This is a genomic window from Caballeronia pedi (genome assembly GCF_001544915.2).
GTDB lineage: Bacteria > Pseudomonadota > Gammaproteobacteria > Burkholderiales > Burkholderiaceae > Caballeronia > Caballeronia pedi.
On record NZ_FCOE02000024.1, the window covers coordinates 26,474 to 47,676 of the forward strand.

20 protein-coding genes are annotated in these 21,203 nt (G+C 63.8%); 7 read left to right on the forward strand and 13 right to left on the reverse strand.

What is annotated here, in order from left to right:
* Window positions 1–11: 11 nt before the first annotated feature.
* The 6 genes from AWB80_RS28045 to AWB80_RS28070 all read left to right on the forward strand — a co-directional run bounded on the left by AWB80_RS28045 (window position 12) and on the right by AWB80_RS28070 (window position 6,899).
* A complete protein-coding gene (locus AWB80_RS28045) occupies window positions 12–1,076 on the forward strand; it encodes a tartrate dehydrogenase (protein ID WP_061177941.1) in 1,065 nt (354 codons plus the stop codon).
* 17 nt (window positions 1,077–1,093) lie between these two features.
* Entirely contained in the window at window positions 1,094–2,566 is a 1,473-nt protein-coding gene (locus AWB80_RS28050) for an NAD-dependent succinate-semialdehyde dehydrogenase (protein ID WP_061178018.1), read from the forward strand.
* Window positions 2,563–3,531: a M14 family metallopeptidase gene (locus AWB80_RS28055; RefSeq protein WP_061177942.1), complete on the forward strand. Its 969-nt coding sequence runs from the start codon at window positions 2,563–2,565 to the stop codon at window positions 3,529–3,531. Before AWB80_RS28050 ends, AWB80_RS28055 begins: the two co-directional genes overlap by 4 nt.
* Window positions 3,532–3,595: 64 nt before the next feature.
* Window positions 3,596–3,940 (forward strand): cupin domain-containing protein, encoded by a 345-nt coding sequence (locus AWB80_RS28060; protein ID WP_061177943.1) that lies wholly within the window; start codon window positions 3,596–3,598, stop codon window positions 3,938–3,940.
* Window positions 3,941–4,084: 144 nt separating this feature from the next.
* Entirely contained in the window at window positions 4,085–5,146 is a 1,062-nt protein-coding gene (locus AWB80_RS28065; protein ID WP_061178019.1) for an ABC transporter substrate-binding protein, read from the forward strand.
* Between the two features lie 22 nt (window positions 5,147–5,168).
* The gene (locus AWB80_RS28070) at window positions 5,169–6,899 is read left to right on the forward strand and encodes a GMC family oxidoreductase (protein WP_061177944.1); all 1,731 of its coding nucleotides are present in this window, start codon (window positions 5,169–5,171) and stop codon (window positions 6,897–6,899) included.
* Here the strand turns inward: AWB80_RS28070 and AWB80_RS28075 are convergent.
* Genes AWB80_RS28075 through AWB80_RS28100 form a run of 6 tightly spaced genes read right to left on the reverse strand, consistent with a single transcriptional unit; the run spans window position 6,887 to window position 13,210 of the window.
* A complete protein-coding gene (locus AWB80_RS28075; protein ID WP_061177945.1) occupies window positions 6,887–8,314 on the reverse strand; it encodes an aldehyde dehydrogenase family protein in 1,428 nt (475 codons plus the stop codon). The genes AWB80_RS28070 and AWB80_RS28075 overlap by 13 nt on opposite strands.
* A 20-nt stretch (window positions 8,315–8,334) precedes the next feature.
* Window positions 8,335–9,123 (reverse strand): ABC transporter permease, encoded by a 789-nt coding sequence (locus tag AWB80_RS28080; protein ID WP_087131650.1) that lies wholly within the window; start codon window positions 9,121–9,123, stop codon window positions 8,335–8,337.
* Window positions 9,124–9,140: 17 nt separating this feature from the next.
* Window positions 9,141–10,052, reverse strand: a complete 912-nt coding sequence (locus AWB80_RS28085) for an ABC transporter permease (protein WP_061177946.1) — start codon at window positions 10,050–10,052, stop codon at window positions 9,141–9,143.
* Window positions 10,049–11,383 carry an NAD(P)/FAD-dependent oxidoreductase gene (locus tag AWB80_RS28090; RefSeq protein WP_061177947.1) on the reverse strand — a complete coding sequence of 445 codons (1,335 nt, stop codon included), beginning with the start codon at window positions 11,381–11,383 and terminating at the stop codon, window positions 10,049–10,051. The genes AWB80_RS28085 and AWB80_RS28090 overlap by 4 nt, the downstream gene beginning before the upstream one ends.
* Before the next feature lie 2 nt (window positions 11,384–11,385).
* Window positions 11,386–12,099, reverse strand: a complete 714-nt coding sequence (locus AWB80_RS28095) for an HAD-IA family hydrolase (protein WP_061177948.1) — start codon at window positions 12,097–12,099, stop codon at window positions 11,386–11,388.
* 34 nt (window positions 12,100–12,133) lie between these two features.
* On the reverse strand, window positions 12,134–13,210 hold the full coding sequence (locus tag AWB80_RS28100; protein ID WP_061177949.1) for an ABC transporter ATP-binding protein: 1,077 nt from the start codon (window positions 13,208–13,210) through the stop codon (window positions 12,134–12,136).
* 101 nt (window positions 13,211–13,311) lie between these two features.
* Between AWB80_RS28100 and AWB80_RS28105 the strand changes: the two genes are divergently transcribed.
* Window positions 13,312–14,283 (forward strand): LysR family transcriptional regulator, encoded by a 972-nt coding sequence (locus AWB80_RS28105; protein ID WP_061177950.1) that lies wholly within the window; start codon window positions 13,312–13,314, stop codon window positions 14,281–14,283.
* On the opposite strand, the gene AWB80_RS28110 is transcribed toward AWB80_RS28105, so the two are convergent.
* Genes AWB80_RS28110 through AWB80_RS28140 form a run of 7 tightly spaced genes read right to left on the reverse strand, consistent with a single transcriptional unit; the run spans window position 14,197 to window position 21,174 of the window.
* Window positions 14,197–14,613, reverse strand: coding sequence for a helix-turn-helix domain-containing protein (locus tag AWB80_RS28110; protein WP_061177951.1), 417 nt, complete (start codon window positions 14,611–14,613; stop codon window positions 14,197–14,199). The genes AWB80_RS28105 and AWB80_RS28110 overlap by 87 nt on opposite strands.
* A 2-nt stretch (window positions 14,614–14,615) precedes the next feature.
* On the reverse strand, window positions 14,616–15,779 hold the full coding sequence (locus tag AWB80_RS28115) for an NAD(P)/FAD-dependent oxidoreductase (protein ID WP_061177952.1): 1,164 nt from the start codon (window positions 15,777–15,779) through the stop codon (window positions 14,616–14,618).
* Window positions 15,776–17,164 carry an FAD/NAD(P)-dependent oxidoreductase gene (locus AWB80_RS28120; RefSeq protein ID WP_061177953.1) on the reverse strand — a complete coding sequence of 463 codons (1,389 nt, stop codon included), beginning with the start codon at window positions 17,162–17,164 and terminating at the stop codon, window positions 15,776–15,778. Before AWB80_RS28120 ends, AWB80_RS28115 begins: the two co-directional genes overlap by 4 nt.
* Window positions 17,149–17,463, reverse strand: a complete 315-nt coding sequence (locus AWB80_RS28125; RefSeq protein ID WP_061177954.1) for a (2Fe-2S)-binding protein — start codon at window positions 17,461–17,463, stop codon at window positions 17,149–17,151. Before AWB80_RS28125 ends, AWB80_RS28120 begins: the two co-directional genes overlap by 16 nt.
* Window positions 17,460–19,295, reverse strand: coding sequence for an ABC transporter ATP-binding protein (locus AWB80_RS28130; RefSeq protein WP_061177955.1), 1,836 nt, complete (start codon window positions 19,293–19,295; stop codon window positions 17,460–17,462). The genes AWB80_RS28125 and AWB80_RS28130 overlap by 4 nt, the downstream gene beginning before the upstream one ends.
* Entirely contained in the window at window positions 19,292–20,221 is a 930-nt protein-coding gene (locus tag AWB80_RS28135) for an ABC transporter permease (protein ID WP_061177956.1), read from the reverse strand. Before AWB80_RS28135 ends, AWB80_RS28130 begins: the two co-directional genes overlap by 4 nt.
* Window positions 20,218–21,174, reverse strand: a complete 957-nt coding sequence (locus AWB80_RS28140) for an ABC transporter permease (RefSeq protein ID WP_061177957.1) — start codon at window positions 21,172–21,174, stop codon at window positions 20,218–20,220. Before AWB80_RS28140 ends, AWB80_RS28135 begins: the two co-directional genes overlap by 4 nt.
* Window positions 21,175–21,203 lie beyond the last annotated feature (29 nt).

The window sequence follows — 21,203 nt, forward strand, 5'->3', positions numbered from 1 at the left end:
CGGAGTAGCACATGTCCAGCAAATATCGTATTGCCGTGATTCCGGGCGACGGCATCGGCAAGGAAGTGATGCCCGAAGCAGTGCGCGCGCTCGATGCCGTGAGCAAGCGCTTCAATATCGAACTGGAGTACCGGCATATCGAGTGGGCGAGTTGCGATTACTACGCGCAGCACGGCCAGATGATGCCCGATGACTGGAAAGCGCAACTGCAGGACAGCGACGCCATTCTGTTCGGCGCGGTCGGCTGGCCGGACACGGTGCCGGATCACATCTCGCTGTGGGGCTCGTTGCTCAAGTTCCGCCGCGAGTTCGATCAATACATCAACCTGCGTCCGGCGCGCCTGTTCGATGGCGTGCCCTCGCCGCTCGCGAATCGCAAGGCGGGCGATATCGACTTCATGATCGTGCGTGAGAACACCGAGGGCGAGTATTCGTCGGTCGGCGGCACGATGTTCGAAGGCACGGATCGCGAGTTCGTATCGCAAACGTCGATCTTCACGCGCAAGGGCGCGGAACGCGTCTTGAAGTTCGCGTTCGATCTCGCGCAAAAGCGTGAGAAGAAACTGACCGTCGCGACCAAGAGCAACGGCATTTCGATCAGCATGCCGTGGTGGGATTCGCGCGCCGCCGAAATCGCGCAGCAGTATCCCGACATCAAGTGGGACAAGCAGCACATCGACATTCTGTGCGCGCGCTTCGTGCTCAGTCCGGACCGCTTCGACGTGGTCGTCGCGACGAATCTCTTCGGCGACATTCTTTCGGATCTCGGTCCGGCATGCACGGGCACGATCGGCGTTGCACCTTCGGCCAACATGAATCCGGAGCGCAATTTCCCGTCCCTGTTCGAGCCGGTGCATGGTTCCGCGCCGGATATCGCGGGCAAGGGCATCGCCAATCCGGTCGCGATGATCTGGTCCGCCGCGATGATGCTCGATTTCCTCGGCGAACGGGCCGCGCACGATGCGATCCTTTCCGCCATCGAAACCGTGCTGAAGCAAGGGCCGCATACCGGCGATCTCGGCGGCCGCGCGAACACGACGGAAGTCGGCACGGCCATTGCGCGCCTGCTCGCCTGATCCTTGTGGAGACCATCATGACGCAACGCTACGAGTTGAGCGATCTGATTCGCGCCGACAATTTCATCGACGGCAAATGGGTTCCCGCCGCGAGCGGCAAGCGCTTCGCCGTCACCGATCCGGCGACGGGCGACATCATCGCGCAGGTCGCCGACAGCGGCCCCGCCGATGCCCGCGCCGCCACCGATGCCGCCGCGCGCGCGTTCCCTGCCTGGCGCGATACCTTGCCGAAGGACCGCGCGGCCGTGCTGCATCGCTGGCATGCGCTGATCGTCGAGAACGCGGATACGCTCGGGCGTCTCATCTCGCTCGAGCAAGGCAAGCCGTTCGCGGAAGGCCGCGGTGAAGTGATGTACGGCGCGTCGTATGTCGCATGGTTCGCCGATGAAGCCACGCGCATCTATGGCGACATCATTCCGCAGCAGCAGCGCGGCAAGCGCATGAGCGCGGTGAAGGAACCGGTGGGCGTCGTCGCGGCGATCACGCCGTGGAATTTTCCGCTCGCGATGATTGCGCGCAAAATCGCGCCCGCGCTCGCGGCGGGCTGCACGGTCGTCGGCAAGCCAGCCGAGGACACGCCGCTCACCGCGCTCGCGCTGGTGCTGCTCGCGCATGAAGCGGGCGTGCCGGCGGGCGCGTTGAATCTGCTCAGCGCTTCGCGCGAGAACGCGCAGGAAGCCGTCGCCGACTGGCTCGAAGATGGCCGCGTGCGCAAGATCACGTTCACGGGCTCGACGCCGGTGGGCAAGTATCTCGCGCGCGAATCGGCGGGCACGCTGAAGAAGCTGTCGCTGGAACTCGGCGGCAATGCGCCTTTCATCGTGTTCGACGATGCCGATCTCGATGCCGCCGTCACGGGCCTCATGGCATCGAAGTTCCGCAATGGCGGGCAGACTTGCGTATGCCCGAATCGCGTGTATGTGCAGTCATCTGTCTATGAGAAGTTCGCCGATCTTCTGGCGAAGCGTGTCGCGGCATTGAAGGTCGCGCCCGCCACCGATGCCGACGCGCAGATCGGCCCGATGATCAACGCGCGCGCGGTGGAGAAGATCGAACGTCACGTGAACGATGCGCTCGAACATGGCGCGCGCGCGCTCACGGGCGGCAAGCGTCTGGCCGAACTCGGTCCGAACTACTACGCGCCGACCGTGCTCGCCGACGCAACGCCCGAGATGCAACTGAGCTGCGAGGAAACCTTCGGCCCGGTCGTGCCGCTGTTCCGTTTCGACGACGAAGCCGAAGCGATCCGCGCCGCCAACGACACGCCGTTCGGCCTTGCCGCTTATTTCTATAGCCAGAACCTGAAGCGCATCGATCGCGTGTCGCGTCTGCTCGAATCGGGGCTCGTCGGTATCAACGAAGGCGCGATTTCAAGCGAGGCCGCGCCGTTCGGCGGCGTGAAGGAATCGGGCTATGGACGCGAAGGCTCGAAATACGGTCTCGACGATTACCTCTCGATCAAATACCTCTGTCAGGGCGGACTCGAATGAACGCGTATCCGATCGAGATCACGTTTCCCGATATCGGCGTGCATGCGGCGGGCAATGCGGGCGTGCCTTATGTGCATACCTTCGATTCGGGCGTCGATGGTCCGCATGTGATGATCAACGCGCTCACGCACGGCAACGAAGTGTGCGGCGCGATCGTCGTCGATGCATTGCTGCGCGCGCAATTGAAACCGCGGCGCGGCAAGCTCACGCTCGCATTCGCCAACGTCGATGCCTACGCGCGCTTCGATGCGGAGAAGCCCGACGCATCGCGCTTCGTCGATCAGGACTTCAATCGCGTGTGGACCGCGCAGACGCTCGACGACGCCTCGCGCGATTCGAGCGAATTGTGCCGCGCCCGCGCGATGCGACCTGTCGTCGATACGGTGGATCTGCTGCTCGATCTTCATTCGATGCATGAGAAGAGCAAGCCGCTGATCGTCGCGGGACCGCTGGACAAGGGCATCGAACTGTCGGCGAAGCTCGGCACGCCTGCGACCGTCATTTGCGATGAAGGCCATCCAGAAGGCCGGCGCATGCGTGATTACGAAGGCTTCGGCGATGCGGGAAGCCCGAAGAACGCGTTGCTGATCGAATGCGGACAACATTGGGAAGCGAATGCGGTCACGGTTGCGCGTGATGTGACGGCGCGGTTTCTCGTGCTGTCCGGCGTGGTCGACGAGGAAGACTTGCCTGCGGGCTGGATTCAGCCATCGCCGCCGGAAATGCTCATCGTGCGCGTGACGGAGCCCGTCGTTGCAAAGAGCATGGACTTCCGTTTCGCCGGCGAGTACACCGGTCTCGAAGTGTTTCCTGACGCGGGCAGTGTGATCGGCTGGTTGGATGGCGAGCCTGTCGAAACGCCGTATGACGATTGCATGCTCGTGATGCCGTCGTTGCGGCAGTTGCGGCCGGGGGTGACGGTCGTGAGGCTCGGCAAGATCGAACAGCGCATTCGATTCAATTAGAGCTTCGTCGCCGGATCCCGGGATCCGGCGAAAAAACCAAACAATCTTCTCCAGAGGCAGAAACATGAAAGTTCAGCAGATCAAGCAGAGCATAGCAATCGAGGGATTGGAAGACTGGGGCACGGCGGGCCTCCCCGGCACGCAGGAAATCAAGGTAAGCGGCGTTCAGAAAGTAATCCCGGGCAGCGAAGCCATCGATACCGGCGTGTTCGAATGCACAGCCGGCACGTACCGCCGTTCGGTGAAACAGGCCGAGGTGATGCATTTTCTCGCGGGCCGCGGCCGCTTCACCCCCGATGGCGAAGACACCGTCCATTTCACCGGCGGCGACACGCTCTTCTTCGAAGCGAACACCGAAGGCACATGGGAAGTCGATGAAACCATGCGCAAGGTCTACGTGATCTTCTGACCGGACGTGGCCATTGCCCTGACATAACATCAGGTCATGGTCACTCCAACAATTCCGGCGTTGCCGCCGCGTATTTGACTCAATATATTTTTAGTCATCTGCAATACGTCCGCTGCATCAACCTTGTTCGAGGAATACGCCGTGATGAAGATTGCAAGGTTCCGCTGTCCGCACTTTCCCATTCGCCCGCTCGCCATGACGTTGCTGCTGTCCATCGCGGGCACGGCGCCGGCGTTCGCCGCGGGCAAGATCACGTTCGTATCGCAGGGCGGCGCGTATCAGGAAGCGCAGACCAAGGCGATTCTCGATCCCGCCGCGAAAGAACTGGGCATCACGATCACGCAGGACAGCATTCCGGATGCGTGGCCGCAAATCAAGGCGCAAGGGGCCACCGGCAAGCCGATCTGGGATGTCGTCGATACACCGACCTCGAACTGTCTGCGCGGCGGGCGCGAAGGCCTGCTGGAGAAGCTCGATTTCTCGAAGATCCCGAACGCGGCAGCCATTCCCGAGAAATACCGCACGCCGTATTCGGTGGCCTACGAGTTCTATTCGACCGTCATCGGCTACAACAAGAAAACGCTCAAGAAGGTCCCGCAAAGCTGGAAGGACTTCTGGGACGTGAAGAATTTCCCCGGCACGCGCGCGCTGCGCAACGACCCGATGACCGTGCTCGAAGCCGCCCTGCTCGCGGATGGCGTGCCGCGCGACAAACTCTATCCGCTCGATGTGGATCGCGCCTTCAGAAAGCTCGAAGAGATCAAGCCGAACGTCACGGTGTGGTGGACATCGGGCGGCCAGTCAGCGCAATTGCTGCACGACGGCGAAGTCGACATGACGATGATCTGGAACGGCCGCGCGAGCGCCGTGATGAAGGATGATCCCAACATCGCCTTCACGTTCAACGATGGCATTCTGCAGAACACGCAGCTTTGCATCCTGAAGAACGCGCCGAATCTGAACGACGCCGTGCGCTTTCTGAATGCAGCCGTGTCGCCGGAATTGCAGGCGAATCTGCCGCTTTATATCGACTATGGTCCGGGCAATCCGGCCGCCTTCAAGACCGGCAAGATCACCGACAAGCGCGCGGCCGAACTCCCGAGCGCGCCGGCGAACGCGGCGAAGCAGGCGCTCTTGTCGGAAGAATGGTGGGCCACCGAGCCCGGCATTCAGGCCAAGGCTCGCTGGCTCAAGTTCATGCAGTGACGCGGTTCACTCGTCGCCATACGTGTTCGACTATCTGATTCTGGGCGGCGGCTCGGCCGGCTGCGTGCTGGCCGCGCGCCTTTCCGAAGATGCGCGCGCGAACGTATGTCTCGTCGAAGCGGGTCGCGATATCTCCGCGCACACGATGCCCGATGCCATTCGCAGCCGCTATCCGGGCCGCGCGTATCTCGACACGCGCAACATCTGGCAGCAGTTGAAAGCGCGCATGAGCATGAGCATGAGCGGCGCGCGGCGCCGCTATGAACAGGCGCGGCTTCTGGGTGGCGGCTCCGCGATCAACGCGCTGATGGCCAATCGCGGCTCGCCCGCCGACTACGACGAGTGGGAAACGCTCGGCGCCGATGGCTGGAACTGGCGGACGTGTCTGCCCTGGTTTCGCAAGCTCGAAACGGATTGCGATTTCAGCGGCCCGTTGCATGGCGGCGATGGACCGCTGCGCATTCAGCGCCCGACGTGGCCGCGCATTTCGCCGTTCGTGCGCGCGGTGCTCGACTCGCTCGCCGAGCGTGGTCATGCGCTGCACGAAGACCAGAACGGCCCTTGGGAAGACGGTACGTTCATCGGCTCGATTGGCGTGAGCGCGAACGGAGAACGCATCCCCACGTCGGTGTGTTATCTCGACGATACCGCACGCGCACGCAGCAATCTGACCATACGCACCGGTGAAGTCGTCGAGCGCATTCTGTTCGATGGCAAGCGTGCGATCGGCGCGTGCATCGTTCGCGCCGACGGCACGCGTGAAGAGCTGAAAGCGCGACGCGTGATCGTGTCGGCCGGTGCGATACACAGTCCCGCGTTGCTGATGCGAAGCGGCATCGGACCGGCCGACGAACTCGCCGCGCTCGGCATCGACGTGCTTGCGGATCGCCCGGGCGTCGGGCGCAATCTGATGGAACATCCGTCGATCGCCGTCTCCGCGTTCCTGCCGCGCGCCGCGCGTACGCCGTTTCCGGACGAGCATCACGAGCAGGCTATCGTGCGCTTCTCGTCCGGCTTGGCGGATACCGTTCAAGGTGACATGCACGGCGCGATTCTGTCGCGTTCGGGCTGGCATTCCGTGGGTTATAGGCTGGGCACGATCTTCTTCTGGGTCAACAAGTCGTACTCGCGCGGACGCGTGACGCTGGCGTCGGCGAGTGCGTTCGATGAACCCGATGTCGATTTCGCGATGCTCTCCGATTCGCGCGATCTCGAACGTCTGAAGCTCGCGTTGCGATTCGGCGCTGCCGTATTGGCATCGCCTTCGATGAATGCGCATCGCGATGTGATCTTTCCATCGAGCTATTCGCCGCGCGTGGCGGCGGTGGCCGTGCCGGGGACATGGAACGCGGTGCAGCGTGGCGCGTTGAGTACATTGCTCGATATCGCCGGACCTCTGCGCGGCGCGTTGATCAAGAGCGTCGTGACGCAAGGCGTGAGCATCGCAGAGCCGCTCGCCGACGATCGCGCGATGACCGCGTTCGTCCAACGCAATGTCGGAGGAACGTGGCATCCGTCGGGAACGTGCCGGATGGGGTCATCGACCGATCCGTTGGCCGTGACGGATTCGCATGGCGCGGTGTACGGCGTCGAAGGGCTGCATGTGTGCGACGCGTCGCTGATGCCTTCGATTCCGTGCGCCAATACGAACGTGCCGACGATCATGATCGCGGAACGGGTGGCGGATGCGTTGCGCGGCGCGGCGAGTGACGAATATGAAACGGCCGCGCGCGCTCTGAACTACTCGCCGTAACCCACGATCCCCTTCACTTCGAGAAATGCCTCCAACCCCCACTCGCCATATTCCCGCCCGTTCCCCGATTGCTTATACCCGCCAAACGGCGACCCCGCATCCCACGCCGGATAATTGACGTACACGCTACCCGCGCGCATTCTCATCGCCACACGACGCGCACGCGCCTGATCCTTCGACTGCACATACGCCGCCAGACCGTACGGCGTATCGTTGGCGATGCCGATCGCTTCCTCTTCGTCGCGATACGGCATGATCGCGAGCACCGGCCCGAAGATTTCCTCCCGCGCAATCGTCATCGACGGATTCACGTTCGCGAATACGGTCGGCTTCACGTAATAACCGCGTTCGAGTCCATCGGGACGTCCGGGTCCGCCCGTCACCAGTGAAGCGCCCTCTTCGATGCCGACATCGATCAGCCGTTGCACGCGCCCGAACTGCACATCGCTGACGACGGGGCCCATCGTCGTGGCAGGATCGTCGGCCGGCCCGACACGGTGCTTCTGCGCCGCGCGCAATGCGATCGCCACCGCTTCATCGTGCCGCGACGCGGGCACGAGCATGCGCGTGGGCGCATTGCACGATTGCCCGCTGTTGCTGAAGCACGAGTTCACGCCCGCGGTCACGGCGGCGTCGAAATCGGCATCGTCGAGCAGGATGTTCGCAGACTTGCCGCCCAGCTCCTGATGCACGCGCTTCACCGTCGGCGCGGCCAGCTTCGCGATCTCGATGCCCGCGCGCGTCGATCCGGTGAACGACACCATGTCGATATCCGGATGCGCGCTCAATGCTGCGCCGACCGTCGGTCCGTCGCCATTGACGAGATTGAACACGCCTTTGGGCACGCCGGCCGCGTCGATGATTTCGGCGAACAGGATCGCGTTCATCGGCGACACTTCGCTCGGTTTGAGCACTACCGTGCAGCCCGCCGCGATGGCCGGCGCGACCTTGCACACGATCTGATTGATCGGCCAGTTCCACGGCGTGATGAGCGCGGCCACGCCCACGGGTTCGTGATTGACGAGCGTCGTGCCTTTGCTGCGCTGCCACTGGAAGCGCTCGACAGTGCGCAGCGTTTCCTCGATATGCCGCTTGCCGAGCGCGGCCTGCCACGCATGTGCAAGCTTGGTCGGCGCGCCGATCTCGCGCGAGATGACCTCGGCCATCTCGTCATAGCGCGCGATGTACGCATCGAGCAGGCGCTGCAACAACGCGACGCGCTCTTCCACACTCGTCTGCGAAAACGATACGAACGCGCGCCGCGCCGCCGCTACCGCGCGATCGACATCGTGCGCATCGCCGAGCGCGACTTCGCCGATCGTTTCTTCCGTCGACGGATCGATGACAGGCAAACGCGCGCTGCCCGAAGGTTCGACCCATTCGCCATCGATATAGAACTGCTGGAGATGTCGCATATTTTTGAGTAGTGGAAGAGTCAGGCTCGCGCCACCGTCGAAGAACGCCGGCTCACGACGACGATCATCACGAGGCACAAGGTCAGCGCCGTCAACATCGTACTGATGGCGGCAATGGTCGGATCGATTTCATCGCGCAGCGTGACGAACATGCGGCGCGTGAGCGTCTGGTTACTGCCGCCGGAAATGAACAGCGCGACGACGGTTTCATCGAGCGCCTGAATGAACACGAACACCGCGCCGGAAATCACGCTCGCCTTGATCTGCGGCAACGTCACCGCCATGAAGGCGCGAAAGCGGTTCATGCCAAGACTGCGCGCGACCATCTCCTGCGTGCGGTCGAACGTGCGCAAGTCCGCGCCCACGGAGATGAGCACATAAGGCAGGCCGAGCATCGTGTCCGCGATGATCAGTCCGCCGAGCGTATTCACATAACCCGCTTGCGTGAAGACAAAGAATACGCCCACCGCGACGATGATGATAGGCACCATCAACGGCAGCATCAACAACGGGCGCAGATAGCGCCGCGACCAGTGCGATCCGTACTGAATGCCGTAAGCCGCCGCGACGCCGAGCGGCGTCGCGATCAGGGCCGCGCATGTGGAGGCAGCGAAGGTGGTCTTGGCGGCATCGATCCATGCGGCGTTATCGAAGAACGCGTGATACCAGCGCAGCGAATAAGCGGGCGGCGGAAACGTCAGGAAGCGCGCATCGGAGAAGGAAAGCGGCACGACGATCACAACCGGAATCATCAGGAACGCGAGAATCAGCATCACCGATGCAGCCAACGTCACTCGACCCAAGGACATCGTATTCCTCATTTGCATCATTTCGCCCCCAACGTCTTTTCGAGCGGAATCACGCGGCTCACGCCGTAGAAGATCGCGAACACGCAGATGAGCAGCACCACGCTCACCGAACTCGCCGCGCCCCAGCTGTTATAGATCTCGACGTTGCGGCTCACGATCATCGACACCATCATCGACTTGCCGCCGCCCATCAGCTCCGGCGTGATGTAGAAGCCGAGGCACAGCACGAACACGAGCGTCACGCCCGCGAGCACGCCGCTCATCGAGAGCGGCAGGAACACGCGCAGAAACACGTGTAGCGGCGAACCGCCGAGGCTCGCGCCCGCCTGCGATAGATTCGGCGGAATCTTCTGCATCGCGGAATACAGCGGCAGCACCATGAACGGCAGAAGGATATGCACCATCGCGATGATGGTGCCGAACTGGTTATACGAAAGCTGCAAGGGCCGATCGATCAAACCCATGCCGAGCAGCGCCTTGTTGATGAGCCCCGTGCGTTGCAACAGCACGAGCCATGCGTAGGTGCGCACGAGCACGCTGGTCCAGAACGGCAGGATCACCATGCCGAGCACGAGCGCGCTCCATCGCGGCGAGATCGACGCCGCGAAATACGCGACCGGATAACCGAGCAGCAGCGTAATGGCCGTCACGATCAAGCTGAGCTTGAAGGTCAGCACGAACGTGTCGAGATACGCGCCCGTGAAGACGCGCCGATAGTTCACGAGCGAGAGCACGCCGTCGTGATAAAGCGACTGCCACGAAAGCCACGCGAGCGGCACGACGAGCAGCACGATCACCACCAGCAACGCGGGCGCCATCAACATCAGCATCGTGCGGTCTTCGCGGCGCTGATGGCGCACCGAGGGGTCGATCGTGGCGGCATGCATCACGGCGGTGTCCTGGAGAATCCGTTTGGCTGTCGTCATCATGCACCTACGGCGTCGAGAAACTGATACCACGCGGCGACGAGCCTGACGCCCGGCGCGCGCAGCGCATGAAACGGCACCGGCCGCAAGCCGTCTTGCGCCAGCAGCGCGAGTTCCGGCTTTTCGCCGAGCGCGAGCGCCGCCGCGTGCTGACCGATGAGACTCGCCATTGCGATGCCCGCGCCGTTGTAGCCGAGACAGAACGTGGTGGCGTCGTCGCTGCGGCCGACATGCGGCAGCGCGTTGAAGGTCATGCCGACATAGCCCGACCAGCGATACTCCACCACCACATCCTTCAATTGCGGAAAGAGCGCGACCATCGCGCGTTGCAGCGCATCGAAGCCGGTCGGCTCGCCTTCCTTGCCGAATGCATCGCGACCGCCGAAGAGCATGCGGCCATCGACCTTCCGGAACCACTTCATCATGCGACGCGTTTCCGTATAGCTGCGGCGTTGCACCATGAGTTGCGCATCGAGCTCGGGCGACAGCGGCGCCGTTGCGATCATCGCGCTTCTGAACGGCACCAGTTCACGATGATACGAAGCCGTGGCATCGGTCAGATTCGAGTACGCGTTGGTCGCGACGATCACCTGCCTCGCGCGCACCGTGCCGCCCGGCGCTCGCAAATGCGCGCGGCCGTCCTGCGCGCGCGACATGTCGATCACCGGTGTCGCGTCGTAGATCGGCACGCCGCGCGCGGTCAGGCCCGCCGCGATGCCGCGCACGTATTCGAGCGGCAGAATCGTGCCCGCATCCGCGCTCAGCACGCCGCCGACGAAGCCTGTCGAGCCCGTTTCATGCTGCACTTGCGCACGCGATTGCACGCTCATCGATGCATCGCCGAGCATCGTGCGCACCCAGTCCGCTTCGGCACAGATCGATGCGAGCGCGCGCTCCGTATGCGCGCAGCGCAAGCTGCCCGTATGCTCGAATCGCGCGCGCGTCAGCCTGAATTCGTCGATGAACGCCTCGACCGTGCGTACGCCGTCATGCGCGAGCCGATGCATGCGCTTCGCGACATCGATGCCATGCGCGCCCGCGATGGCCGGAAACGATAGCCGGAACTTCGACGACACCACGCCGCCATTGCGTCCGCTCGCGCCCCAACCGACCGGATTCGCATCGAGCACCGCGCATTCGACGCCGCGCTTTTGCAGCGCATACGCGGCGCTCAAGCCCGAATAACCCGCGCCGATGATCGCCACTTCCACATCGATGTCGCGTGCGAGCGGCGCGCCCGTGCTGACCGGCGCGTCCATCACGGGCACGCGCGCGGCCATCGCCCGCCATAGCGATTCGGGTTGCGGGCGCGATGCTGTGGTTGGCGCGCGCATTGTCAGGCAGCGGCGCGTACTTCGTCGTCCACGGCATCCGCGAGCGCGGCCAGCGTCGCGAACTTCCAGGTCGGCGCGGTGACGGCTTCGGGCACCGGCGTCGCGCCGAAGCCCTTCAAGCCCTGACGCCGCTCGATCCAGCACGTCGCATAACCGAGCTTGGTCGCGATGCCGATGTCGTGATACTGGCTCTGCGCCGTATGCAGAATCTCTTCGAACTTGTAGCCGAACGCAGCCTGACGCCCACGGTTATAAGCGAAAAATTGCGGATCGGGCTTCGCGACGCCGGTTTCATCGCAGCACACGGTATCGTCGAACGGATTGCCGAGCGTGTGCGCATACGCCGACAACGCCACGCGATCCGCATTGGTCATCGCCACCAGACGGAAGTGCTTGCGCAGACGCTTCAATGCGGCGACGGAGTCCTCGAACGCGGGCCATTCGAGCACATCGCGCTGAAACGCAGCGGCGGACTGCGCGTCGTCGGGCAGGCCGAGTTGCTTCGCGAGATGCAGATAGACATTCGACATTTCATGACTGGAGCGGCCCGGATGCTTTGCACGTCCGTCCATATACGGCTCGAAGATCTGATCATCGGTCAGGTCCTTTGCCTTCGGCCCGCCCAGCCGGCGCACGGAATCCAGCACGCCCTTTTCGAAGTTGATCAGCGTGCCGACGACATCGAACGTCAGAACCTTGAAATCAGTGAGATTCATTGCTTCATCCTCTACGGGTTGCGGTGAAAAAGCATCAGGCCGACACGACGATCGTGTCCTGTGGATCGAGCGCGACGGTCATCGAGGCGCCCGGCGCGGGAATGCGCTTGCGCGCCTCGTGGCTGCCGGGCTGCCGAAGACTGATAGCGGTGCCGTCGGGCAGCGCGGCGAATACGCGCAGGCTCTCGCCTTGATAGAGCACTTCGGTCACGCGGCATGAAAGACGGTTCACATTCGCGTGACCCGCATCGCCGTCGATGACGAGCTTTTCCGTCTGCACGGCGAGCAACAGCTTTTCGCCGCGCGGTAAAGGGTGCGCGGTGCGCAGAATCGTGTCGCCGAGACGCACGGCGTCGTCGCCGGCGCGCGTGACATCGAGCATCGTCGCTTCGCCGATGAAGCTCGCGACAAACGCATCGCAGGGACGGTCATACAGGCGCTCGGGCGTATCGATCTGCACGAGCCGGCCATCCTTCAGGACAGCGACGCGATCGCTCATCGTGAGCGCCTCGCGCTGATCGTGCGTCACGTTGACGATGGTCGCGCCGAGCTGACGATGCAGTCTGCGCAATTCGATCTGCATGGTCTCGCGCAACTGCTTGTCGAGTGCGGAGAGCGGTTCGTCCATCAGAATGAGTTGCGGTTGAAACACGATTGCACGCGCGAGCGCCACGCGCTGTTTCTGTCCGCCGGAAAGCTGATGGATGCCGCGGTCTTCATAACCTTTGAGCTCGACCATCGCGAGCGCATCGGCGACGCGTTTCGCCCAGGTCGATTTCGGCTCGCGGCGCGCGCGCAACGAAAACGCGACGTTCTCGCCCACGCTCATGTGCGGAAAAAGCGCGTAGTTCTGAAACACGATGCCGATCTCTCGCTTGTGCGGCGGCGCAAATGTAATGTCACGCTCGCCGACCCACACGCTGCCCGAAGACGGCTGCACGAAACCGCCGAGGATGCCGAGCAGCGTCGTCTTGCCCGAACCCGATGGCCCGAGCAGCGAGACGAACTCGCCGGGCGCGATATCGAGCGATACATCGTCCAGCGCTGTCACCGCGCCGTAGCGCTTGGTCGCGGACCTGATCGACACTCCGGTTTTAGCGCGTGCGTCCATGTCGTTCGTCTCGTCGAAAAGAGCAATGGTTGGGAAAATACTATGTCGCGATGTTTTTGACGGCAATTCCAAAATTGTTGGATCGGGCATAACACGAAGTCATGCCAAACCTTCGCAGAAAACTGCCCAGCGCAAACGCGCTTTTCGTGTTCGAAGCGGCTGCGCGCTGCGGTAATTTCACGCGCGCCGCGCAGGAGCTTTATGTGAGTCAGCCCGCCGTGAGCCGCATGCTCGCGCGCATGGAAGACCATATCGGCGTGCGGCTTTTCGAGCGCGTGCGCGGCGGCATCGAACTCACGGAAAGCGGCGAAATTCTTTATCGCAAGATATCGGAAGGCTTCAGCGGCATAGAAAGCGCGATCCGCGAAATAGAAGCGCGCGCGACGGGCATCGAAACGGTCACGCTGTCTGTGTCCACCGGCTTCACCACGCACTGGCTCATGCCGCGCATGAGCCGCCTGAATCAGGCGTTTCCTTCCGTCGATCTGCGGTTTCAATTGATATCAGGGCGCATCGGCGGGCCGCTCGTCGATGTCGATCTCGGCATGCGCTTTGTTCACGATGAGGAAATCGACGAGAACGCCGTGCTCGTCATGCCCGAGATGCTGTTGCCGCTTTGCAATCCGCGCTATCACGAACTCGCGCAAACGGACGCGGCGCGCGCGCATGGCGATACGGTGATCGTCATGGATGACGAGGAGCGCGGCTGGCACGAGCGCTTTCATGCATTCGCTTCAAAGGCGCGCCATGCAGCGGGCATGTTGCGATTCAACGACTACGCGATTGTCGTGCAGGCGGCGCTGCTGGGCCAGGGCATCGCGCTCGGGTGGCTCAACGTGACATCGCACTGGCTTGCGCAAGGCGCGCTCGTGCCGACCGAAGAGGAACTGATTGTCACGAGCCGGCGCTGCTGCCTGCTCACGCCGCCGAACCGGCCCGTCAGGCCCATCGTCGCCGATGTGCGCGCGTGGATCATTCAGGAAGCGTTAAGCGACCTGCGCATCGTCGAAAGCCAGTACCCGCGGCTGGGTTTGCGCGACGCGCTTAAGCATTCCGGCATCACGCTCGGCTGAGCGCGCTTTCTTGCGCGTGCGCGCAACGAATGCGCTCGGCGTCATGCCGCACATGCGCTTGAAATGCCGCGCGAGATGGCTCTGATCGAAGAAGCCCACTTCCGTTGCGACGACCGATCCCGGCACGCCCGCGAGCAACAAGGTCTGCGCGCGCCGCACGCGCAACTCGCACAGATACTTGTAGGGCGACAGCCCGAATTGCTCGCGAAATACGGTCGCGAAACGCGATACGCTCAGCGCCGACAGATCCGCAAGCTGCGCAAGGCTGACGGTCTGATCGAAATTGGCTTCGATATAGGCGAGCGCGTCGACGAGATTGGCTTGGCTCATGGCTAAGACTCGGAAGTGACCGATTCCGCGTGCGTCGACGATGCGCGCTGAAATCGTCTGATGGAAAACGAAGCGAGATCGATCGGCGTGCTGCCCGTATCGATCAGCTCGGCGAGCGTTTCACCGACGCCCGGGCCGATCTGAAAGCCCGATCCGCTGAAGCCGAACGCATAGAAGAGGCCGTCCGTTTTCGAACTCGGTCCGATCACCGGTTCCGAATCCGGCAGATAACTTTCGACTCCGCTCCACACGCGAATCACATGCAGCGGACCCATCGCGGGCACCATGCGGCGGAACTGCGCCATCTGCGCGACGGTGTTCTCCGGCAGAACAGAAGCTCTGCGCGTGCCGGCATCGGCGGGGCCGGCAGGACCGCCGCCCAGCACGATATTGCCGCGCGGAATCTGCCGGAAATACACGCTCTCTTCCTTGATCGACGTGTACACGCCCATCGAAAACTGGAACACGTAGGGCACGGGTTCGGTCACGGCCATTTGCGGGCCGCGCGCCGCGAGCGGCACCGGTTCGCCGAATTGCGTCGACAGCGCATTGGCCCACGCGCCCGCGCAAATCAGCACTTGATCCGCGCGATACACATCGCCCGTCGCGGTTTGCACGCGAAATCCGTCCGATTCCTTTTCGACGTGCATCACTTCCGTATTCTCGACGATGCGGGCGCCGAGTCGCGCAGCGGCACGCCCGAACGCGGGCGCGGCGAGACGCGGGTTCGCATGGCCGTCGAGCGGCGAGATCGATGCGGCGAGCACGTCGCGGCCGAGGAAAGGAAAGCGTCGGAACATGGCCGCGCCTTCGAGCACTTCGAGATCGAGTCCGTAGTCACGCGCATCGGCGGCATAGCGATGAAAGTATTCCGCGTCATGCGCGTGATAGCACACGCGCGTATGACCCGATGGCAGGAACTCGATATCCTCGCCGAGCAATTCGCGCGAACGCCGCCATGTGTCGAGCGCGCGATTCGACATCGCGAGTTGTTCGAGCGCGCGTCCTTGCCGACGCACGCCGCCGAAGTTCACGCCGCTTGCCTGCTGTCCGGTCAGGCCGCGTTCGAGCAGAATCACCGAACGCTTGCGGCGGCGCAGAAACAAGGCTGTCGACGTGCCGACGATGCCGCCGCCGATCACGATCACATCGGCGCGCTCGCTCATTCGCTCGTCTCCATGTCCTGATGCGGCGCGAGCGCCATCGGCAAAGGTTTGACGGGCGCTTGTCCGCGCAGGCGTCCAACCGCTTCGAGCGGCACGCGCGCTTGCGCCGCGATCACTTCCGCGCCCGCATGCGCGCAGAAGCGGCCCTGGCATCGTCCCATGCCGACACGCGAAAACGCCTTCGCGCGATTCGCTTCCTGCGCGCCCATTTCGTTCACCACGCGTCGCAGTTCGCCAGCGGTGATCGCTTCGCAGCGGCACACGATGGTCTCATCCGGCAACGCGGCGGCCAGTCGCGCGGGCCACGGAAATGCCGTGCGCAAGCCCGCGGCAAAGCGCGTGAAACGCGATAGCTGCATGCGCAAATTGTTGGCCTCGCTTTCGTCGCGCGTCATACCGAGATCTTTCAATGCGGCGAGCGCAGCAAGCCGCCCCGCGCGTTCGGCCGCATCCGCGCCGCGCACGCGCGCGCCATCGCCCGCCAGATAGATGCCTTTCACGTTGCTGCGGCCGTCTTCATCGGCGATGGGCAGCCACTGCTGCAACGCCTGATCGAAGCGGAATTCGCAGCCCGCGAGATCGGCGAGCTGCGTCTCGGAGCGCAAGTGATAACCGAGCGCGACGGCATCGCATTCGACGTCCAGCAGCGCGCCATCGGCGAGTTTGACGCGCACGCCTTGCACGCCGCGCTCCGGCGTCCCTTGAATCTGAACTGGCGTGATGCCGCGATGGACCGGCACGCGCGCATCCTTGAGCACGCGCATCAACGCGATGCCCTTCTTCAGCGTCGATGGAATCGCGAGCAATTGCGGCAACGCGCGCAGCCGTTGCGCGATCGTCGATGTATCCAGCACCGCGCTCACCGTCGCGCCCGCCTTCACGTATTGCGCGGCGACGAGATACAGCAACGGTCCCGTGCCCATCATCACGACGCGCGCGCCGATCGCGCAGCCCTGCGATTTCAGCGCGACCTGCGCGCCGCCGAGGCTATACGCGCCCGCGTGATGCCAGCCCGGAACGGGCATCAGACGATCGGTCGCGCCGCTACAAATGATGAGCGCATCGAACGCGAGCTTGCGATGACGTGTGCCGCTCACCACATGCACCGCGTTCGGCTCGATGTTCCATACGAGCGTATCGGGCACGTAGTCGATCTTCGCGCGCAACGCATCGAAGCTTTCGTGCAAGGCCCGCGCGCGTTGCGCTTCCGTGCCGTACAGCGTCTCATACGTGCGCGTAAAACCCTCTGGCTGACGACGATAAATCTGCCCGCCATCGCGCCTGCCTTCATCGATCACCACGGGACGCAGACCCGCTTCGACCAGCGCCTGCGCCGCGCGCACGCCCGCCGGCCCCGCGCCGATCACGATCACAGTCGCGGCCATACGCCCTCCTTTGCTTGCGAGAGCCGCGTGACGATCGACATGCCTTCGACGGCCTGTGTCGTGCAGGCGCGCACGCGTTCGCCGTTCGCCATCCACACCCAGCAGTCCTGGCACGCGCCCATCACGCAGAAGCCCGCGCGACGGCCATCGCCGAATTCGGAATCGCGCAGCGCGTCCTGCGAAGTCAGCAACGCGACCATCAGCGTGTCGCCGGCGGCTGCGAGCGCGCGCTTGCCGTCGATGACGATCTCGAACGTACTGCGCCCTTGCTCCGCGACCCTCACGAACCGTCCGCTCATGCCGTCACCGTTTCCGCCGACTGCATGCGCGAGAGATCGTCGGCGCTGTGATGGCACAGAATTTCCGCGCCCGATGGCAAGGTCTTCTTCGCAGGCGGCGTCACGTTGCATTTGCCATCGATACGCGCCGCGCAACGCGAGCGGAAGCTGCACAGCTCGGGCGCATCGCTTTCGGGGCCGAGCGCGGGCAACGCGCCGAGCGCCATCGCGCGGCGCGAATCGAGCCAGCCGGGGCGCAAGGCGGGAACCGAATCGACCAGCAGGCCCGTGTACGGGTGATACGGCGGATGCGACAGCGCATCGCGCTGCCCCGTTTCGACGCACTGCCCCGCGTAGAGCACGATGACTTCGTCGCAGATCGCGCGCACCGTCGAGATGTCGTGGCTGATGAACATGTACGACACGTTCAGTTCACGACGCAGTTCCGCGAGCAGATCGAGGATCGCCGCGCCGACGACCGTATCGAGCGCGGAGGTCACTTCATCGCAGAGAATCAGCTCGGGCTTCGCCGCGAGCGCACGCGCGAGATTCACGCGCTGCTTCTGTCCACCCGACAGACCGCCTGGCTGACGCTTCGCGATCGATGCCGGCAGCTTCACCAGATCGAGCAGTTCGAGCATGCGCTTTTGCGCCGGCGCACCGCGCAGGCCGTGATAGAAATTCATCGGCCGCGCGAGGATATCGGCGATGGTGCGGCTCGGGTTCAGCGCGGTATCGGCGTTCTGAAACACGATCTGCACGCGTCGATATTGCTCCAGCGTGCGCTCGGAAAGCTTCGCGGGCAGCGGCTTGCCGTCGAGCAGCACGTCGCCGCGCGCGCGATCCACGAGGCCCGCGATCACGCGCGCGAGCGTCGTCTTGCCCGAGCCCGATTCGCCGATCACGCCGAGCGTGCTGCCACGCGCGATCTTCAGGCTCACGTCGTCGAGCACGCGCACGGCGGGTACGCCGTTCGCATCGATGCGGCCATAGCCCGCGCTCAGGTTGCGGATTTCGAGCAGCGGGACATCGCTCGCTTCGTCCGGCATGGTGAGTTCGGCTTCGGGACGGCGCGTCGCCGCCAGCAACTGGCGCGTGTAGTCGTCGGCGGGAGCGTCGAGCACTTGCGCGGTCGTGCCGTTCTCGCGCACGCGTCCGCCGTTCAATACGACGATGCGATCCGCCATCTGCGCCACGACCGCCAGATCGTGCGATACGTACACCGCCGTCGTGCCCAGTTCGCGCACCACGCCCTTGAATGCGGCGAGCACTTCGATCTGCGTGGTCACGTCGAGCGCGGTAGTTGGTTCATCGAACACGACGACGGCGGGATCGGTGATCAACGCCATCGCCGCCATGAGGCGCTGCAACTGGCCGCCCGACACCTGATGCGGATAGCGATCGCCGATCGTCTCCGGATTCGGCAACGCGAGCGAGCGAAACAGGCCGATCGCTTTCTGACGCGCCGCGACGGGCGTCATGAGCTTGTGCAGCAGCGCGGGCTCGGTTACCTGATCCATGATCGTGCGCGCCGGATTGAAGCCCGCCGATGCGCTCTGCGCGACATACGCGACCGTGCGTGAACGCAATGCGCGGCGGCCCTTTGCATCGAGCGACAACACATCCGTATCGCCGATCTTCACCGAGCCGCCCGCGATCGAACATCCGCCACGCGCATAGCCGAGCAGCGCCAGCGCGATGGTCGTCTTGCCCGAGCCCGATTCGCCGATCAACGCGAGCACTTCGCCCTTCTTCACCGTGAAGTCGACGCCCTTCACGATCTCGACGACCGGATCGGGCGCGACGCCAGCAACGACGCGCAAGCCCTTCACTTCGATCATGTTCGTAGTCATTGCCCGCCTCCATGCGAACGCGCGCCATGACGACGCAGGCTGTCGATGAGCAGATTCACGCCGACGGTCAGCGTCGCGATGGCGACAGCGGGCATCAGCACCGCAGGCGCACCTTCCGCAAGCCCGCCGATGTTCTCGCGCACGAGCGAGCCCCAGTCGGCGTTCGGCGGCTGCACGCCGAGGCCGAGAAAGCTCAGGCCCGAGAGCAGCAGCACGATGAACACGAAGCGCAGGCCGAAGTCCGCGAGCATCGGATGGATCATGTTGGGCAGCACTTCCACTCGCGCGATGTAGAACAGCTTCTCGCCACGCGCCTTCGCGACCTGCACGTATTCGAGCGTCATGATGTTCACCGCGAGCGAGCGCGAGATGCGGAACGCGCCGGGGATGTACGCGAGCGCTGCGACCATCATCAGCATCGGAATGGACGAGCCGAACGCGGCGATCACGACGAGCGCGAGAATCTTGCTCGGGATCGAGATGAGCGCATCGAAAAGACGGCTCAGCACTTCATCGACCCAGCGCCCCGACACGGCGGCCACCAGCCCGAAGAACGTGCCGATGACGCTCGCCGCGACCGTCGATGCGAGCGCAAGCCCGACCGTGTATTGCGTGCCGTAGAGAATGCGGCTCAGCATGTCGCGGCCGAGATAGTCGGTGCCGAGCAGATGCGCCGCGCTGAACGAGCCGAACACTTCCGTCGACGTGAACGCGCCGCCCTTGTACGGCGCGATGACCGGCCCGATGAACGCGACCGCGAGCCAGAACACGACGATGAAAAGACCGATCAGCCCCAGTACGGCGAAGCGATCGACGAGGCGCCTGAACACGCTGCGCTTGACCACGGGCGCCTCGTCCTGCGGCGCGTCGGCGGGAGGCTGGTCGTATAGCATGGTCGTGGCGTGAGAAGAAACGTTCCGGTTCATCGTTGACGCAGCCTCGGGTTGGAGACGATCTGAGCCAGATCGGCAATGAGCACGAGCGCGAGATAGGCCGCGCAGAACACCATCACGCAGCCCTGCACGAGCGGCATGTCGCGGTTGGTGACGGCATCGACCATCAGGCTCGCGAGACCGGGATAGTTGAAGATGGACTCGACGATCACCACGCCGCCGAACAGATACGACAGACTCAATGCGACCGCATTCGCGATCGGTCCGATGGTGTTCGGCAGCACATGGCGCAACACCACGCGCATCGGCGAAGCGCCCTTGAGCAGCGCCATCTCCACATACGACGCGTTCAACTGGTCGAGCACGGCCGCACGCGTCATGCGCGCCATCTGCGCGACGATCACGCAGCACAGCGTCATCACCGGCATCGCATAGGTGCGCACGAGCCCGCTGAACGACGACACATCCGACAGATACGACAACGCGGGCAGCCAGCGCAGCTTCACCGCGAAGATCAGCACGGCGATGGTCGCGACGAGAAACTCGGGCACGGCGACGGTCGACAGCGTGAGCACGTTGAGCGCGCGATCGACGAGCGAGCCCCGATACATCGCCGATGCAATGCCGATGACGAGCGCGACCGGCACGGACACGAGCGCGGTCAGCCCCGCGAGCACGAGCGAATTCGGCAGACGCGTGGCGATCAGTTCGCTGACCGGCAGATTGTTCGACAGCGACGTGCCGAAGTTGCCCGTCACCACATGCACGAGCCATTGCACATAGCGCGTAACAGCGGGTTGATCGAGGCCGAACTGATGCCGCAGCGCCTCAACCTGTTCGGGTGTGGCCGCCTGGCCGAGCGCCTGCTGTGCCGCGTCGCCCGGCAACAGGCCGGTGATGCCGAACACCACCATCGACACGATGAACAGCGTGAGCAGCGCGAGGCCGAGGCGCGCGGCGACGAGTCGTTGCGCATGAACTTTCATCGGATATCGCCTCTCGTTGAAGTGTTCAC

Coding starts and splice junctions, on each gene's coding strand:
- AWB80_RS28045 (WP_061177941.1), top strand. CDS start 12: ATGTCCAGCAAATATCGTATTGCCGTGATTCCGGGCGACGGCATCGGC.
- AWB80_RS28050 (WP_061178018.1), top strand. CDS start 1,094: ATGACGCAACGCTACGAGTTGAGCGATCTGATTCGCGCCGACAATTTC.
- AWB80_RS28055 (WP_061177942.1), top strand. CDS start 2,563: ATGAACGCGTATCCGATCGAGATCACGTTTCCCGATATCGGCGTGCAT.
- AWB80_RS28060 (WP_061177943.1), top strand. CDS start 3,596: ATGAAAGTTCAGCAGATCAAGCAGAGCATAGCAATCGAGGGATTGGAA.
- AWB80_RS28065 (WP_061178019.1), top strand. CDS start 4,085: ATGAAGATTGCAAGGTTCCGCTGTCCGCACTTTCCCATTCGCCCGCTC.
- AWB80_RS28075 (WP_061177945.1), bottom strand. CDS start 8,314: ATGCGACATCTCCAGCAGTTCTATATCGATGGCGAATGGGTCGAACCT.
- AWB80_RS28080 (WP_087131650.1), bottom strand. CDS start 9,123: ATGTCCTTGGGTCGAGTGACGTTGGCTGCATCGGTGATGCTGATTCTC.
- AWB80_RS28085 (WP_061177946.1), bottom strand. CDS start 10,052: ATGATGACGACAGCCAAACGGATTCTCCAGGACACCGCCGTGATGCAT.
- AWB80_RS28090 (WP_061177947.1), bottom strand. CDS start 11,383: ATGCGCGCGCCAACCACAGCATCGCGCCCGCAACCCGAATCGCTATGG.
- AWB80_RS28095 (WP_061177948.1), bottom strand. CDS start 12,099: ATGAATCTCACTGATTTCAAGGTTCTGACGTTCGATGTCGTCGGCACG.
- AWB80_RS28100 (WP_061177949.1), bottom strand. CDS start 13,210: ATGGACGCACGCGCTAAAACCGGAGTGTCGATCAGGTCCGCGACCAAG.
- AWB80_RS28105 (WP_061177950.1), top strand. CDS start 13,312: ATGCCAAACCTTCGCAGAAAACTGCCCAGCGCAAACGCGCTTTTCGTG.
- AWB80_RS28110 (WP_061177951.1), bottom strand. CDS start 14,613: ATGAGCCAAGCCAATCTCGTCGACGCGCTCGCCTATATCGAAGCCAAT.
- AWB80_RS28115 (WP_061177952.1), bottom strand. CDS start 15,779: ATGAGCGAGCGCGCCGATGTGATCGTGATCGGCGGCGGCATCGTCGGC.
- AWB80_RS28120 (WP_061177953.1), bottom strand. CDS start 17,164: ATGGCCGCGACTGTGATCGTGATCGGCGCGGGGCCGGCGGGCGTGCGC.
- AWB80_RS28125 (WP_061177954.1), bottom strand. CDS start 17,463: ATGAGCGGACGGTTCGTGAGGGTCGCGGAGCAAGGGCGCAGTACGTTC.
- AWB80_RS28130 (WP_061177955.1), bottom strand. CDS start 19,295: ATGACTACGAACATGATCGAAGTGAAGGGCTTGCGCGTCGTTGCTGGC.
- AWB80_RS28135 (WP_061177956.1), bottom strand. CDS start 20,221: ATGAACCGGAACGTTTCTTCTCACGCCACGACCATGCTATACGACCAG.
- AWB80_RS28140 (WP_061177957.1), bottom strand. CDS start 21,174: ATGAAAGTTCATGCGCAACGACTCGTCGCCGCGCGCCTCGGCCTCGCG.